The sequence below is a fragment of the Citrobacter sp. wls716 genome, assembly GCF_005280975.1.
Taxonomy (GTDB): Bacteria; Pseudomonadota; Gammaproteobacteria; order Enterobacterales; family Enterobacteriaceae; genus Citrobacter; species Citrobacter youngae.
In genome coordinates this window covers 413821-430513 of record NZ_SZWX01000049.1, presented here as the reverse complement: position 1 = coordinate 430513, position 16693 = coordinate 413821, and the positions used below count along the sequence as shown (strand labels likewise).

Here is a 16693-nt window from a genome sequence, read left to right as displayed (position 1 = left end):
TTTATCCATCTGTAAGCCGGCGTTACTGGCATCAGATGTGTAATTGAGAATCATTCAATCATGGGCGTTTGTAGTAGTAAACGTAAAAATGAAAAAGAAACTACAGGCGATTCGACGCAACTTAACCGTCGTTTTTTTAAGGGTATTTAATTTACAATGCATTGAAAAAGAATGATTTTTATTGATTTTACAGCATTTTTTATTTGTGCTTTGGTTGTTGGCAACAGGTGATGTAACTACAGGGTGTAATTTCTTGACTACTACAGCGCAAGCCAGCAAGATCACAAAGAGAATGAGTTTTATTTTTATTTAGAGAATTACGCATGCAGGCTTTGCCATGCGGCGGCGCAGGAGTGAACATGCCACAGCATGTGGAAAATACCGCCCACAGAACGGGCATTGAACTACAACAGCTTTCTGCGGGTTATCGCCATAACACTATTGTCCACGATATCTGTCTCACTATTCCGCAAGGCAAAATGACGGTGCTGGTGGGGGCGAACGGCTCGGGTAAATCAACGTTGTTAAGCACCATGGCTCGGATGTTGAAACCGCACGGCGGCAGCGTATTGCTGGATGGCAAAGCCATTCATCAACAGCCCACCAAAGCGGTTTCGCGCCAGCTTGGCATCCTGCCGCAATCCCCATTGGTGCCAGAAGGACTTACCGTTTTCGAACTGGTATCGCGTGGGCGTTTTCCCTGGCAGAACATGCTTTCGCAATGGACGGACGATGACGAACGTGCCGTGGAGCAGGCGCTCCAGTTAACCGGAACTGCTGATTTTGCGCATTTGCCGGTGGAGAGCCTTTCCGGTGGGCAACGTCAGCGCTGCTGGATTGCGATGGCGCTGGCACAGCAAACGCCGGTCATCTTGTTGGATGAGCCGACTACGTTTCTCGATCTGCGCTATCAGGTGGAGATCCTTGAACTGTTGCATTCACTGACTCGCCATCATGGTCGTACAGTGATCGTGGTCCTGCATGACCTGAATTTTGCGGTCAATTACGGGGACATGCTGGTGTTCCTCAAACAGGGGACGTTGCAGGGCGTCGTGCATGATGGCGAAAACTGCACGCCCGAGTTGATTAAGCACGTGTTTGACGTCGACGTGCAGATGTCGGTGAATCCTCTCACCGGCAAACCGTTCTTTATGCCGTTCCGCGCGCCAGGCGGGCAAGAGCAATGACGGTCATGACAAGCACACTGGCTCGTCGCCGTGGCCGGTTTATGCTGGCACTCCCCGTGTTAACGCTGCTGTTGTGTGTTCTGGCGGTGGTGCATCTGGGTGTTGGCGCACGCACTATCAGCCCGCAGACCGTCGTGCAGGCGCTGTTCCACTTTGACGCGAAAGATTTCGACCACCGGATTATTGTCTCCTTACGTCTGCTGCGCATGACGGCGGCGATGCTGGTCGGCGCAGCGTTAGGTGTGGCGGGTGTGCTGTTGCAGGCGTTGATTCGTAATCCGCTGGGAGAGCCGCATATTCTGGGGCTGAATGCCGGTGCGGCGTTTGTCGTTGTGTTGTGCACCGCGCTTGGCGTGACGGGGGTAAGCCAGCCATTGCTGGCGGCAGGCGGTGCTGCGGCACTCTTTTCGTTGGTGATGGCGCTTGCATCTGCCGGACGGGGGGGGTTAACGCCGCTGAAGGTTACGCTGTGCGGCGTGGCGCTGTCGGCCATTGTGTCATCGCTTACTGCGGCCATCCTGATTCTGGATGAACAAACCCTGTTGGCAATGCGCACTTGGCTGGTGGGCGATCTTTCTGGTCTGCACTGGGAAGCAGTCAAAAGCGCTGTTCCTCCGTCGCTAGCTGGTATGGTTTTGGCGCTCGCTATCGCGCCGGGCCTGAATATTCTGGCTCTCGGCGACCGTATGGCCTGTGGGTTAGGGGTGAACATTCTGCGCATACGCTTGCTGGCGATGGTAGCCATTGCGCTGTTGTGCGGTGCGGCAGTCTCTGTCGTGGGGCCACTGGGGTTTATCGGTCTGTTAGTGCCTAACGTTACCCGCCGTCTGGTAACAGAAGATATTCGTCAGATGCTACCGACGTCGGCATTGCTGGGTGCGGCGCTGCTGCTACTGGCGGATATTGCCGCCCGCACGGTGCTGGCTCCGCAGGAGCTGGCTACAGGGATCATGACCGCCCTGGTGGGCGCGCCGGCGTTTATTTTCATTGCGTCGAGGTTTTTGAAATGAACGATATGCTGCAGCGTGCAGGGCTTCGTGCATGGCGGGTGGGGGGATTTTCTCGTGTCATTCGTCCCAAAACCGTGCTGTACAGCCTCAGCCTGACGGTGCTGGCAATCGCATTACTGCTGTTCGGCGTGATGCAGGGTTCGCTCCCGGTTCCGGCTTCCGCTATCGGAAGGGCGGTGTTTGACCCTCAGGCGTTGACGGCTCAGCAACAGTATGTCGTTTGGGATGTACGACTGCCGCGACTGCTGATGGCGCTTCTGTGCGGGGCGATGCTCGGATTGGCTGGGGCGGCGATGCAATCTATCACCCGCAACGGGTTGGCCGATCCCGGGCTTATCGGTGTCAAAGAAGGGAGTTGCGTGGTGGTGCTGGCCCTGGTGCTATTTTTCCCGTCCGCAAGTCTGGTCTGGCGGCCCCTGGCGGGAATGGCCGGTGGCGCACTGGTCGCGGCACTGGTGATGCTGCTGGCCCGTGATTTCTCCCGGCCTCGCTTCGTGTTGATAGGCATTGGCGTGTCGTGGTTCTTTGCCGCGGGAATGGGCGTATTTATGACCACCGCGGATGTCCGTGACGTTCAGACTGCACTGGTCTGGCTGGCGGGCAGCCTTCATGCCGCCACCTGGCCGCTACTGCTGGTGGCACTGGCCTGGACGTTGCCTGCGGCCATCATCTTATTTGCCACGGCGAGAGCTTCAGATGTGGCGCTACTTGGCAATGCGACGGCAACGGGGCTGGGTGTACGTTTACCCCGACTGGCGTTGTTGCGTTTTCTCGCGCCGGTTGTACTCACCGCCGCCAGTGTTGCCTGCGTGGGCAGCCTCGGTTTTGTCGGGTTAATGGCGCCACACATGGCACGATTCTGGCTGCGTGGCGGACAAATAGCGCTGCTGTGGGGAAGTGCGTTGATCGGTGCATTGCTGGTGCTGGTCACCGATACCGTGGGGCGTCTGGCGTTTGCCCCACTGCAAATCCCCGCCGGGATCGTCATTGCCCTGGTCGGTGGACCGTTCTTTTTACTGTTGCTCTGGCGTCGCCGGGATCGTTTGTAATTGTTAAGAGGGTATATGCGTTTAATCTTTTCATTGCTGCTGCTGGTCGGCTGCACCGCCCAGGCGGCGGTGCCTGTTCAGTCATTTACTGACGATCTCGGGCGAGTGGTGAACGTGCCGCTACATCCGCAGCGCATTGTGTCATTGCACGATCTCGACATCACTATTCCGCTGATCGAGCTGGGCGTGCCTCCGGTGGCCAGTCACGGCCGAACACGCCCGGATGGCAGCCATTTTCTGCGCTCAGGTGCGCTGTTGACAGGGGTTGATTTTGATAACTCGTCGATTGCGTATATCGGCACGGCGGATATTGATATTGAAGCCATTGTCGCCGCGAAACCGGATTTAATCATCACCGAACCCAGCCGTAACACGCCGATTGAGCAACTGGAAAAAATAGCGCCGACGGTCAGCATCGATCATCTTGATGGCGGTGCGCCGGAAATCTACCGCAAGCTGGCGCAGCTTACAGGTACGCAGAACCGGCTGGCATTGCTGGAACGGCGCTACCGTGAAGAAATTGCCCAGCTCAAGCGGACAGTAGATACGCAGCACATCTCTGTGGCGGTAATACAGGCCAATCAGGGAAAAATCAACGCGTTACACACCTATCACTCCCTGGGGCGAGTTTTACGCGATGCTGGCTTCACCTTCCCGAAGCTTATCGACAGCATTCCGCCGGGTGGGCGCATTGATGTCAGTGCGGAACGTCTGCCTGAACTGGATGCCGATTTTGTCTTCGCGACCTGGCGTGGCGATACGGGCGGTAAACCGCAGGATGAAATCGCGGCGATGGATGCGGTGATGCCTGGCTGGTGTGAGTTCCTGACCGCCTGCCAGCGCGGACATTACGTTTTACTCTCCCGTGAAGAGGCGATATCCAATTCCTATGCCTCGCTCAGTCTGATGGTGGCGCAGGTGCAAACGCATATCGCCGGACGATGGCTACCGGAGGCTAAATAACCATGCTGACGGCGAAAAAAGCCAAAAACCGTATTGATGTCTATGGTGACCGTTTTCGCGCCCGGGCGCATTTACTCTCGCCACGCATGCAGGCCGTGGCGCGTTATATCAACGAAAATCGCGAAGTGGTGCTGGAGTTTACGGCGATAGAAATCGCTGCCGCCACGCAAACCTCTGACGCGACGGTGGTCAGGGCAATTCAGGCGCTGGGGTTTGCCGGGTTGCGCGATTTAAAGCAGACCATTGAGCACTGGTTTGGTCCTGGCGTGACCTCAGAAGAGAAGATGACCACCACGGTGAATACGCTTTCTTGCGATGTGAACTCAAGCATTGACTTCGTCCTGCAGGGGCATCAGCGTACCTGTGAAGCTCTTTCTACACCGCAAAACCGCTATGCGATTGCCCAGGCGGTGGCGTTATTGGTAGAAGCCCGTCAGGTGGGGATTTTTGGTATTGGCGCATCCGGCGTATTGGCGGATTATACCACTCGTCTGCTCAGCCGTATTGGCCTGCCTGCGGTAGCATTTAATCGCACCGGGATTAACCTCGCAGAGCAACTGATCGCATTGCAGCGGGGAGATGTGCTGATCATGATGGCGCAGAAATCACCGCATCGGGAAGGGCTGACGACCATTCGCGAGGCCAGGCGGTTGGGTGTCCCGGTTATTTTACTGACGAACGCGCTGGATTCCCGTTTTAGTAAAGAAGCGGATGTGGTGATTAACGTGCCACGCGGCGGCGAGAATGGGAAAATGCCGCTTCACGGTACGGTGCTGGTGTGTCTGGAAATGATCGTCCTGTCCGTTGCTTCGACTGCGCCGCAACGTTCAATTAAGTCCGTGAAACGGATTAACGAACTGTATCGGGGCATTGGTAAATCCGGGGCGAAGAAATAAACCGGTTATACCCGATGTGTAGGCCGGGTAGTGGGGCGTCGCCACCCGGCATAAAGGCAGACAGATCAAACCATTAATGGCCGATCATTCTGGCCTTCGGGATCAGCTGGAAATACATATGATCCGGCACCGGCGTCTGCCAGACGTTGGCGTACACCGCATAACCTACGGCGGCAAACAGAATACCGAGCAGCAGTAGCGTCATTGTCCACCCTGATAACCTACCTTGTCGCCACCATGGTGTCGGCGCTGCGCTATGCCCTGATTGTGCGCCAGGCGGTGTCTTCAGTGACATAGTCAGCGTCGAGGCTACCGGACAGGATTCCACACAGGTCATACATCCTGTGCACTCAACGGTGCGTACCTGAATTAAGCGATCGACCGGAATATTCGACGGGCAGTTCTTTGTGCATTTGCCGCAATCGATGCAACTGTCGGCATTACGGCGGATCTTAAACGGCGACAGCAAAGAGAACAGGCCAAGCAGTGCGCCATAAGGGCACAGATAACGGCACCACGCATTGCGAATAAACAGGCTCATGATGCTGATAACCGCCACTACGATGAGCGTCGTCGAGCCGATATTACGAAAGAAATCGAGCATCTTAACGTCGATAATCATGCCGTAGGCTGACATCAGAAAATACTGAATCCCCTGTGCTGGCATCGACAGGGCGATATATAGAAAGAAACTCAGCAGCAGATATTTCAGGCTCAGCAAAGGGAGGTCCAGCCAGCGCGGCAGGGTGAAGTTGCGACCCGTTATTTTTTTGCCCAGATTCCCTATCAGCTCAGACAGCGTACCCACCGGGCACAACCACGAGCAGAACGCTTTTTTTAACAGCAGACTCATCAGGATAAAGGCAACAAGCAGCAGCATGGAAGCGGCGTGAATAGGGGGAAGAAAGCCGGTTTCCAGTGTGTATCTGATATTCATCAGACCGGCAATGGGAAGCCATCCCTCAATACCGCCGGGTCTTGATATATAAACGCTGGTACCGGCTGTTTCGAAATAGCGAACCCAATACCAGAACGTCACGCCAATATAGATATTGATAGCCAACAGGAGAAACTGGGTGGCTTTTCTCCAGCTACTGGCATTGCGCCAGTCATTCCACGGCAGTTTTCCTCCGACGGTACCAGGGCGGCGCTGCCAGCGCGTTTTCTTCTTCCCGTTCATGATCTTTTATTATCCCTCATATTTCCCCCTGCATTCAGGAAGACTCATCACCGGGATATGCTACCGCTATAAAGATATAGTGTATTTGATTTGCATCTTATTAATCGGCTGCCATTTTTATCACGCTAATGGGCATGTATAAAAATAACAGCACGATATTTATCACAGGTCAGATAAATACCCTGAACGGGGTATTTATTTATCTGTGGGGGACGACAGTCATTCCCGGTACGTTTCTACGCGGTTACGGCCATGGCTTTTCGCCAGATAGAGCGCGCGATCGGCTTTATCAACCAGTTGTTTGTAGTCGGGGTGATAGTCATATTCGGCAACGCCGATACTGACGGTAATAGAGAAGGATTCAGTCATGGAAGCGGCGATACGCAGCTCGGCAATTTTCTTGCGCAGTGTTTCCAGAATAATAGAGGCTTGCGATTCGTCTGATTCGACGAGCAGAATCATAAACTCTTCACCACCATAACGGAATACGTAATCGCTACTGCGGATGTGCTCATAAATAACGGCCGCGACGTTTTTCAGCGTCATATCGCCAGTGTTATGTCCGTAGCTGTCGTTGATCTGCTTAAAATAATCAATGTCCAGCATTGCCAGGGTAAAGGGCCTTCGTGAATGTAACGCCAGCGAGATTTCACGGCGCATAATCGTCGGAATAAAGCGGCGATTAAGCAGCTGGGTCAGCGAGTCTTTGCCATTTTCCTGTTTGACCAGCGCTTCAAACATTGAGGCGAGGAGAAAATGGATTTTGGCCGAGAGCTGTCGGATATCCTGCAATAAGCTCATCCGTTCGGTTTCGCCAGGTTGTTGCTGATTCGAGAATGCCTGTGTCAGACGGTTATCGATTTCAGCGATCACGGATTCCATTTCTGCCAGCAGATTACCGCTGCCAAGAATGTGTTTTCCTTTATGGGAGAACCACATACCAAAATCTGAGTCCGCCAGGAACACCAGATCACCGGACGGTAAGCCGGTCGCAATGTTGTAGATAAACTGATTTTCCCAATCGGTAAACGAACGGATTTGCCGTTCGCGCTCGACGTTGACGTCGTCGTAAATGGTCTGCAGCCGATACTGCTCCTGCGTGTGCAGCGAGTTTTGATAGCTTGGAGAGTAGGAAACGGTCATGGCCTCCAGCGCGGTGTCCATCGCCAGACTGCTGAAACAGATAGCATCGCTCAACAGGCTGACAGAGTAGTCGGCCTTACTTTTCAGCAACTGATACAGCTCTTCTTTTAGCTTACGTGCACCGCGGTTAACCAGATCGATAGGCAGGCCGATACGGGCGTGTACCACACCAATTTCACGCTGTTTTGCCAGCAAGAGCGGGAGGTCTTCATATGCGCTGCCGAGCACGCTGCGCAACCAGTCAAACATACTGCCGCTCAGTCGCGTACTGACCTGCTCCGTATTCAGAAACAACGCGCTCTCCGCATGAGAGAGCATGTAGTCATAAAAAACGGTCACTAAATGGCGGATCTCATCGTCGCTTAACCCTGTGAGGATCGTATGAACGTCAGGGGATGTCTGGCGTATTAGCGCCCGCCATTCTGTAAGGAGTAATGTGTCGTTTACGGGATCAACCTGTTCCATCTCACAGCCACTCAAAATGTGATTGAAAAATTCAGGCGGTATTACGGACAATTACGTCACGATGGTCAAGTGAAACTCTCTTTACGCATTAACGATGGCGAATACCTTCATAAATCAGCCTTAAGGCGAAGACGCCGATAATGGCGCCAATTACCCGGCTGGCAACGCGCTGAATGCGACCATATGCACGGCGTACTGCAGGAAGAGAAAACGCCTGGCTGAGAAAAATACGCCAGATAACAGAAGAAAGCACAATGCCTGCCCATGCCATCAGCCTGGCCCAGGTCGGGGTTTCTGCGCTTAAGGTGACCGAGAAAATACTAATAAAAAACAATACGGTTTGCGGATTCGATAAATCCGTTAACAGCCCGCGACGAAAGAATACATACCAGGGGGCGGATATCGGCTGCTGTAACGTGGGCATTTGCGGTGTCGCCTGATGGCGAATGCTGTTCCAGGCAAACCACAGCAGATAGGTTCCGCCAACAATCTTAATCAACGAAAATATCTCTTCACACTGGGTAATAAGCGTTGCCATACCAAACAGGCCAAGGCCGGAGTAAAACGCGTCGCCCAGGGCCACGCCCAGACCGGTCATCACCCCCGCGCGCCGTCCTGATGCCAGGCTGGTTTGCACCACCACAAACAGGTTCGCCCCGGGGTTGAAAAAGGTTAAAACAAACAGGCTGACGGTGAGTACGACGGCGTGTAGCGGTTCCATAGACAACCATTCCTCAAATATTCATAAAGTTAACACTATAATTTCAACGAGCTGGCTGTTCTGAGGATTAACTCACACTGGCTATTGAAACTTTGAACCGGTTGAAATGCGGATACGCGATGGCTGGTTTTTTCTGTGCCGCAAAATTTCTATATATTTCTGCTGAGTGTGGATTTTTTATCCAGGCTGGACTAGTTATTAATCATCCTTGAATCGCGTTATCTCATGTTCAGGGATCGATGATGGCGTCATAACAAAACCTGGAGCTGGTCTATGAAAACTGGAATTAAAGTACTTATTGGTGCATTAGCTTTTGTCGTGACCAACGCATATGCTGCGGAATTTATGACAAAACTTGAGTTTGAAAAGGTTGAGTCGCAGTACACAAAAATCGGTGATATCTCAACGAGTAATGAAGTTTCTGTCGCAGATGCTAAAGAAGAGCTGCTGAAGAAAGCCGAAGAGAAAGGCGCCGATGTTGTGGTATTAACTTCCGGTCAAACGGATAATAAAATCCATGGCACAGCCAATATCTACAAGAAAAAATAATACGCTGCATTGAAAGATAAAATACCCGCCAGCCTCTGTACTGGCGGGTTATTCTTTTAACCTGCGCCAAAACGTGGTTCGGCTGATACCGAGATATCGTGCCGCCGCTGTTTTATCACCATTGAATTGTGCCAGCACCTGTTGTGGCGTCAGTGATGATGATATCTGGGGTATTTCGGCGACAATCGCCAGTTCTGGCAATAATTGCTGCAAGAAATGGACGTTAAGTTCTGGTTGTGGCTCGACGCTTAAAAATAATGCCAGACGCTCCATCATATTGCGCAGCTCACGAATATTCCCCGGCCAGCCGTAATTCAGCAGCATATGTTGGCTGAGCCCTAGTCCTTTGCGCACAGGCTCAGAAAACGGCACATCTAATTCCGCCAGTGACTGTTTTAAAAAGCCTTCCGCCAGCGGCAGGATATCGGGCAACCGCTCGCGTAGCGGCGGCAGCTTGAGGCGCAGAATGCTCAGGCGATAAAACAAATCGGTACGAAACTCGCCTTGTTTCATCTCCTGCTCCAGATTGCAGTGGGTGGCGCTAATCACCCGCACATCGACCGGAATCGGCTGGTGCCCACCGACCCGGGTAACCTCTTTTTCCTCCAGCACGCGTAGCAGTCGGGTTTGTAACGGCAGCGGCATTTCGCCTATCTCATCAAGAAACAGTGTTCCGCCGTGGGCGATTTCAAACAGACCCGCGCGTCCGCCCCGCCGTGAGCCGGTAAAAGCGCCATCTTCATAGCCAAACAACTCCGCTTCCAGTAAGGATTCGGTGATTGCCCCGCAGTTGACGGCGACAAACGGTGGTGAGGGTTTACCGCGTCGATTCTCCTGACGGGTGAAATATTCACGATGAATGGCCTGCGCCGCCAGCTCTTTACCCGTGCCCGTTTCGCCCTGAATCAACACCGGTGCGCGAGAACGGGCGTAGAGCATTATGGTGTGCCGTACCTGTTCCATCTGCGCAGAGTGACCGCGCATATCACCGAGCGCGTAGCGGGTGCGCATCGTATCGCCAGAAGCGTATTGACCGTTTCGCCGTAGCGTCAGGCGCGTCATATCCAGCGCATCGACAAAGGCCTGGCGCACGGTAGCCGCTGAATAGATAAAGATGCCGGTCATACCCGCTTCTTCCGCCAGGTCGGTAATCAGCCCCGCGCCGACTACCGCTTGTGTACCGCTGGCCTTCAGTTCGTTGATTTGCCCACGAGCATCTTCTTCAGTGATATAGCTGCGCTGCTCAAGCTGCAAATTGAAGGTCTTTTGAAAGGCGAGAAGCGCAGGAATGGTTTCCTGATAGGTAATGACGCCAATCGATGATGTGAGTTTTCCCGCTTTCGCCAATGCCTGTAGCACATCGAAGCCGCTGGGTTTAATCAGAATAACCGGAATTGATAAGCGGCTTTTCAGATAGGCACCGTTGGAGCCCGCCGCAATGATCGCATCACAACGCTCGCTCGCCAGCTTCTTGCGGATATACGTCACCGCTTTTTCAAAACCCAACTGAATAGGGGTGATGGTCGCCAGGTGGTCGAACTCCAGGCTGATGTCGCGAAACAGTTCGAACAGGCGGGTGACCGAAACGGTCCAGATAACCGGTTTGTCGTCGTTCACCCGCGGCGGAAGATACGTATCAGCCATAGCCAACCCAAAAAGTAAGGAACCGAGTATTAGGGTTTAGTTGTGTTTCATAAATGTTGCAATGAAACGTTAAGGCCAGTTTCATGAAACGATAGCTGACACGCTTTTGTACAACAAAGATACAGGAATTGATTTTAATGCATTGTTTTTAAAGGTGAATATATAAATTGATGAAAAATTAAGGTCTTTGGCATACCCCTTGCTTTAGGTAAATCAACTAATGCTAACAAGTTGATAACAAGAGGACGGGATATGTCTCTACACTCCCCAGGGCTGGCGTTTCGCGCCGCGCTCAGCAAAGAAAATCCATTACAAATCGTTGGCACCATCAACGCCAATCACGCTCTGCTGGCCCAACGCGCCGGGTATCAGGCGATTTATCTCTCCGGCGGCGGCGTGGCGGCAGGGTCTCTGGGTCTGCCGGATCTTGGTATTTCTACCCTGGATGATGTGCTGACCGATATTCGTCGCATTACTGATGTTTGCCCGCTGCCCTTGCTGGTGGATGCGGATATCGGGTTTGGATCGTCAGCGTTCAACGTGGCGCGTACCGTGAAGTCGATTTCCAAAGCTGGGGCTGCCGCGCTGCATATTGAAGATCAGATCGGCGCCAAGCGCTGCGGTCATCGTCCGAACAAAGCGATCGTCTCTAAAGAAGAGATGGTCGACAGGATCCGCGCGGCGGTGGATGCACGTACCGATCCCAATTTTGTCATTATGGCGCGAACCGATGCGTTGGCGGTGGAAGGGTTAGAGGCTGCCATCGATCGCGCCCAGGCGTACGTCGAAGCGGGCGCTGACATGCTGTTCCCGGAAGCCATTACCGAGCTTGCGATGTACCGCCAGTTTGCCGACGCGGTGCAGGTGCCGATCCTCGCCAACATTACTGAATTTGGCGCTACGCCGCTGTTCACCACCGATGAACTGCGCAGCGCAAACGTCGCGATGGCGCTGTATCCGCTGTCGGCTTTCCGCGCCATGAACCGCGCAGCGGAAAAGGTTTACAACGTGCTGCGTCAGGAAGGAACGCAAAAGAGCGTGATCGACATTATGCAGACGCGTAACGAACTGTACGAAAGCATCAATTACTACCAGTTCGAAGAGAAACTCGACGCGTTGTATAGCAAAAAGTAACCGTCGTAGGCCGGATAAGGCACAGCCGCCATCCGGCAATAAATTTGTACCCTACATATTATAAAAATGACGAGGACAACATGAGCGACACAACGATCCTGCAAAATAGTACCCATGTCATTAAACCTAAAAAATCGGTTGCGCTGTCAGGCGTTACCGCCGGAAATACCGCGCTGTGTACCGTCGGTAAAAGCGGTAACGATTTACACTATCGTGGCTACGATATTCTCGACCTGGCGCAGCAGTGCGAATTTGAAGAAGTCGCGCATCTGCTGATCCACGGGAAATTACCCACCCGCGATGAACTCACCGCCTATAAAAGCAAACTAAAAGCGCTGCGCGGACTGCCCGCTAATGTGCGCACCGTGCTGGAAGCGCTGCCTGCCGCCTCGCATCCGATGGACGTGATGCGCACCGGCGTCTCCGCGCTGGGCTGTACGCTGCCGGAAAAAGAAGGTCATACCGTCTCCGGCGCGCGCGATATTGCCGACAAGCTACTGGCTTCGCTCAGTTCAATCCTTTTGTACTGGTATCACTACAGCCATAACGGCGAGCGTATTCAGCCGGAAACTGACGATGATTCCATTGGCGGTCACTTCCTGCACCTGCTGCATGGCGAAAAGCCTTCGCGAAGCTGGGAAAAAGCGATGCATATTTCGCTGGTGTTGTACGCCGAGCACGAATTTAACGCCTCCACCTTTACCAGCCGCGTGATTGCCGGGACCGGCTCCGATATGTATTCCGCGATTATCGGCGCGATTGGCGCACTGCGTGGACCGAAACACGGCGGGGCGAATGAAGTGTCGCTGGAGATCCAACAGCGCTACGAAACGCCGGACGAAGCTGAAGCGGATATCCGTAAACGCGTGGAAAACAAAGAAGTGGTGATTGGCTTTGGTCATCCGGTTTACACCATCGCCGACCCGCGCCATCAGGTGATCAAACGCGTGGCAAAACAGCTTTCCCAGGAAGGTGGTTCGCTGAAAATGTACAACATTGCCGACCGTCTGGAAGACGTAATGTGGGAAACGAAAAAGATGTTCCCCAACCTCGACTGGTTCTCAGCGGTCTCCTACAACATGATGGGCGTCCCGACCGAAATGTTCACCCCGCTGTTTGTTATCGCCCGCGTCACCGGCTGGGCGGCGCACATCATCGAACAGCGCCAGGACAATAAAATTATCCGTCCTTCCGCCAATTACACCGGCCCGGAAGATCGCGAATTTGTCCCGATTGAAAAACGTTGCTAATTCAAAAACCTCTAAAGATAAAAAACAGGAAATGTACCCTATGTCCGCACATATTTCGAACGTCCGCCCGGAATTTGACCGTGAAATCGTTGATATCGTTGATTACGTCATGAACTACGAGGTCACCTCGAAGGTGGCGTATGACACCGCGCATTATTGCCTGCTTGATACCTTAGGCTGTGGCCTGGAAGCGCTGGAATATCCGGCCTGTAAAAAACTGCTGGGGCCGGTCGTCCCAGGTACAGTGGTACCGAACGGCGTGCGCGTACCTGGCACCCAGTTCCAGCTCGACCCGGTGCAGGCGGCGTTTAACATCGGTGCGATGATCCGCTGGCTGGACTTCAACGATACCTGGCTTGCCGCTGAGTGGGGTCATCCTTCTGATAACCTCGGCGGTATTCTGGCCACGGCTGACTGGCTGTCACGCAATGCGGTAGCGGCGGGAAAAGCACCGTTGACCATGAAAAAAGTGCTGACCGGCATGATTAAAGCTCATGAGATTCAGGGCTGTATCGCGCTGGAAAACTCGTTTAACCGTGTTGGTCTCGATCACGTTCTGCTGGTAAAAGTGGCCTCCACGGCGGTGGTCGCTGAGATGCTTGGCCTGAACCGGGATGAAATTCTCAACGCCGTGTCGCTGGCGTGGGTCGACGGACAGTCGCTGCGTACTTATCGCCATGCGCCGAATACCGGCACGCGTAAATCCTGGGCCGCAGGCGATGCGACCTCGCGCGCGGTACGCCTGGCGCTGATGGCGAAAACCGGTGAGATGGGGTATCCGTCTGCGCTGACGGCGAAAACCTGGGGCTTCTATGACGTCTCTTTCAAAGGCGAATCGTTCCGCTTCCAGCGCCCGTACGGCTCATACGTGATGGAAAACGTGCTGTTTAAAATCTCCTTCCCGGCCGAGTTCCACTCGCAGACCGCGGTAGAAGCGGCCATGACGCTGTACGAGCAGTTGCAGGCCGCGGGTAAAACGGTAGCGGATATCGAAAAAGTCACCATTCGCACGCACGAAGCCTGTATCCGCATCATCGATAAAAAAGGCCCGCTGAATAACCCGGCGGACAGGGATCACTGTATCCAGTATATGGTGGCCATTCCGCTGCTGTTCGGGCGCTTAACGGCGGCAGATTACGAAGACGGCGTGGCGCAGGACAAACGCATTGATGCACTGCGTGAGAAGATCAACTGCTTCGAAGATCCGGCCTTTACCGCCGATTACCACGACCCTGAAAAACGCGCCATCGCCAACGCCATCACTCTGGAATTCACCGACGGCTCACGCTTTGAAGAAGTGGTAGTGGAATACCCAATCGGCCACGCGCGTCGTCGTACTGATGGCATGCCGAAGCTGGTCGAGAAGTTCAAAATCAACCTGGCGCGTCAGTTCCCGACCCGTCAGCAGCAGCGCATCCTGGATGTCTCCCTGGACAGAACTCGCCTGGAGCAGATGCCGGTCAATGAGTATATGGATCTCTTCATTATTTAAACCAGCGTGCAGCAAGGCGTAAGTTCAACAGGAGAGCATTATGTCTTATAGCGAGTTTTATCAACGTTCTATAACGCAACCGGAGTCGTTCTGGGCCGAGCAGGCCCAGCGTATTGACTGGCAGCAGCCGTATACGCAGGTACTGGACCACAGCAACCCGCCGTTTGCCCGCTGGTTTTGCGACGGCACGACCAATCTGTGCCATAACGCCATCGACCGCTGGCTGGAGAAACAGCCTGACGCGCTGGCGCTAATTGCGGTGTCATCCGAAACCGAAGAAGAACGCACGTTTACCTTTCGTCAGCTGTATGACGAAGTGAACGTCGTGGCGGCGATGCTATTGTCGCTGGGCGTACAGCGTGGCGATCGGGTGCTGGTGTATATGCCGATGATCGCCGAGGCGCACATTACGCTACTGGCCTGCGCACGCATTGGAGCAATTCATTCGGTGGTGTTCGGTGGTTTCGCCTCGCACAGCGTGGCGGCGCGTATCGACGACGCCCGACCGGTGGTTATCGTTTCGGCGGATGCCGGGGCGCGCGGGGGCAAGATCCTGCCGTATAAAAAGCTGCTCGATGATGCGATCGACCAGGCGCAGCACCGACCGCGTCATGTGGTGCTGGTGGATCGCGGTCTGGCGAAAATGGCGCGGGTCGAGGGACGTGACCTCGACTTTGCCGCGCTGCGCCAACAGCATCTCGGCGCGCGGGTGCCAGTTGTCTGGCTGGAATCAAACGAAACGTCCTGCATTCTCTACACCTCCGGGACAACCGGGAAACCGAAAGGCGTGCAACGCGATGTTGGCGGTTACGCGGTGGCGCTGGCGACCTCGATGGACACCATTTTCGGCGGTAAAGCGGGCGGCGTGTTTTTCTGCGCGTCGGATATCGGCTGGGTAGTTGGGCATTCGTATATCGTGTATGCCCCGCTGCTGGCGGGGATGGCGACGGTAGTTTACGAAGGTCTGCCAACGTATCCGGACTGCGGCGTGTGGTGGAAAATTGTTGAGAAGTATCAGGTCTGCCGGATGTTCTCCGCCCCGACCGCCATCCGCGTGCTGAAGAAATTCCCGACCGCGCAAATCCGTAATCACGATCTCTCTTCGCTGGAGGTGCTGTATCTGGCGGGGGAACCGCTGGACGAACCAACCGCCAGTTGGGTAACCCAAACGCTGGGCGTCCCGGTTATCGACAACTACTGGCAGACTGAATCCGGCTGGCCGATTATGGCGATTGCCCGCGGGCTAGACGACAGGCCATCGCGTCTGGGCAGTCCCGGCGTGCCGATGTACGGCTACAACGTACAACTGCTCAATGAGGTGACCGGTGAACCTTGTGCGGCAAACGAGAAGGGCATGCTGGTGATCGAAGGGCCGCTGCCGCCGGGCTGTATTCAGACCATCTGGGGCGATGACGAACGCTTTGTGAATACCTACTGGTCGCTGTTTTCTCGCCCGGTGTACGCCACCTTTGACTGGGGCATTCGCGACGCCGATGGCTATTACTTCATCCTGGGGCGTACGGATGACGTGATCAACGTCGCCGGACACCGACTCGGTACGCGAGAGATCGAGGAGAGTATTTCCAGCTATCCGAACGTTGCGGAAGTGGCGGTGGTCGGCGTGAAGGATGCGCTGAAAGGGCAGGTGGCCGTCGCGTTTGTCATTCCAAAGCAGAGCGACAGCCTTGAAGACCGCGACATCGCCCATTCGGAAGAAAAGGCGATTATGGCACTGGTGGACAGCCAGATTGGCAACTTTGGCCGTCCGGCACATGTCTGGTTCGTGTCACAACTGCCGAAAACACGTTCCGGTAAAATGCTCAGACGGACGATCCAGGCGATCTGCGAAGGCCGCGATCCTGGCGATCTGACCACCATTGACGATCCAACATCGTTACAGCAAATCCGCCAGGCGATCGAGGAGTAGGGCGTTGCCGGGTGGCGGCTTCGCCTTATCCGGCCTACGAAACCGCGCACCGTAGGCCAGATAAGGCGAAGCGGCGCCATCCG

14 protein-coding genes are annotated in these 16693 nt (G+C 54.3%); 10 read left to right on the top strand and 4 right to left on the bottom strand.

All coding sequences use genetic code 11. The annotated features are described in order from the left end of the window. Positions 1-359 precede the first annotated feature (359 nt). From FDX24_RS18370 to FDX24_RS18350, 5 genes are read left to right on the top strand one after another with little or no spacing between them, the layout of a single operon-like run. Positions 360-1187 carry an ABC transporter ATP-binding protein gene (locus FDX24_RS18370; protein WP_061067369.1) on the top strand — a complete coding sequence of 276 codons (828 nt, stop codon included), beginning with the start codon at positions 360-362 and terminating at the stop codon, positions 1185-1187. Then, complete coding sequence (locus FDX24_RS18365; RefSeq protein ID WP_137364721.1) at positions 1184-2197, top strand: iron ABC transporter permease; 1014 nt, start codon at positions 1184-1186, stop codon at positions 2195-2197. The genes FDX24_RS18370 and FDX24_RS18365 overlap by 4 nt, the downstream gene beginning before the upstream one ends. Next, positions 2194-3246 (top strand): iron ABC transporter permease, encoded by a 1053-nt coding sequence (locus FDX24_RS18360; protein WP_137364720.1) that lies wholly within the window; start codon positions 2194-2196, stop codon positions 3244-3246. Before FDX24_RS18365 ends, FDX24_RS18360 begins: the two co-directional genes overlap by 4 nt. A 15-nt stretch (positions 3247-3261) precedes the next feature. Continuing rightward, positions 3262-4209: an ABC transporter substrate-binding protein gene (locus FDX24_RS18355; protein WP_061067372.1), complete on the top strand. Its 948-nt coding sequence runs from the start codon at positions 3262-3264 to the stop codon at positions 4207-4209. Positions 4210-4211: 2 nt separating this feature from the next. After that, complete coding sequence (locus tag FDX24_RS18350; protein WP_137364719.1) at positions 4212-5105, top strand: MurR/RpiR family transcriptional regulator; 894 nt, start codon at positions 4212-4214, stop codon at positions 5103-5105. 73 nt (positions 5106-5178) lie between these two features. Here FDX24_RS18350 and FDX24_RS18345 read toward each other — a convergent pair whose 3' ends face one another. From FDX24_RS18345 to FDX24_RS18335, 3 genes are all read right to left on the bottom strand, one after another. Further along, positions 5179-6285, bottom strand: coding sequence for a 4Fe-4S binding protein (locus tag FDX24_RS18345; protein WP_048212508.1), 1107 nt, complete (start codon positions 6283-6285; stop codon positions 5179-5181). A gap of 219 nt (positions 6286-6504) precedes the next feature. Further along, entirely contained in the window at positions 6505-7893 is a 1389-nt protein-coding gene (locus FDX24_RS18340; protein WP_061067374.1) for a diguanylate cyclase, read from the bottom strand. Between the two features lie 88 nt (positions 7894-7981). Further along, on the bottom strand, positions 7982-8614 hold the full coding sequence (locus FDX24_RS18335) for a LysE family transporter (RefSeq protein ID WP_048212506.1): 633 nt from the start codon (positions 8612-8614) through the stop codon (positions 7982-7984). A gap of 273 nt (positions 8615-8887) precedes the next feature. On the opposite strand from FDX24_RS18335, the gene yahO reads away from it, so the two are divergent. Then, positions 8888-9163: a DUF1471 family periplasmic protein YahO gene (gene yahO / locus FDX24_RS18330; RefSeq protein ID WP_003021310.1), complete on the top strand. Its 276-nt coding sequence runs from the start codon at positions 8888-8890 to the stop codon at positions 9161-9163. A gap of 48 nt (positions 9164-9211) precedes the next feature. Here the strand turns inward: yahO and prpR are convergent, their stop codons facing one another. Beyond that, the gene (gene prpR, locus FDX24_RS18325; RefSeq protein ID WP_048212505.1) at positions 9212-10807 is read right to left on the bottom strand and encodes a propionate catabolism operon regulatory protein PrpR; all 1596 of its coding nucleotides are present in this window, start codon (positions 10805-10807) and stop codon (positions 9212-9214) included. Between the two features lie 252 nt (positions 10808-11059). Between prpR and prpB the strand changes: the two genes are divergently transcribed. The 4 genes from prpB (at position 11060) to prpE (ending at position 16610) form a co-directional block, all read left to right on the top strand. Next, on the top strand, positions 11060-11941 hold the full coding sequence (gene prpB, locus FDX24_RS18320; RefSeq protein ID WP_003021316.1) for a methylisocitrate lyase: 882 nt from the start codon (positions 11060-11062) through the stop codon (positions 11939-11941). 80 nt (positions 11942-12021) lie between these two features. Beyond that, positions 12022-13191: a 2-methylcitrate synthase gene (gene prpC, locus FDX24_RS18315; protein ID WP_048212504.1), complete on the top strand. Its 1170-nt coding sequence runs from the start codon at positions 12022-12024 to the stop codon at positions 13189-13191. A 40-nt stretch (positions 13192-13231) separates the two neighbouring features. Continuing rightward, the gene (locus FDX24_RS18310) at positions 13232-14683 is read left to right on the top strand and encodes a bifunctional 2-methylcitrate dehydratase/aconitate hydratase (protein WP_137364718.1); all 1452 of its coding nucleotides are present in this window, start codon (positions 13232-13234) and stop codon (positions 14681-14683) included. A 40-nt stretch (positions 14684-14723) separates the two neighbouring features. Continuing rightward, positions 14724-16610 carry a propionate--CoA ligase gene (gene prpE, locus FDX24_RS18305; RefSeq protein WP_137364717.1) on the top strand — a complete coding sequence of 629 codons (1887 nt, stop codon included), beginning with the start codon at positions 14724-14726 and terminating at the stop codon, positions 16608-16610. Positions 16611-16693 lie beyond the last annotated feature (83 nt).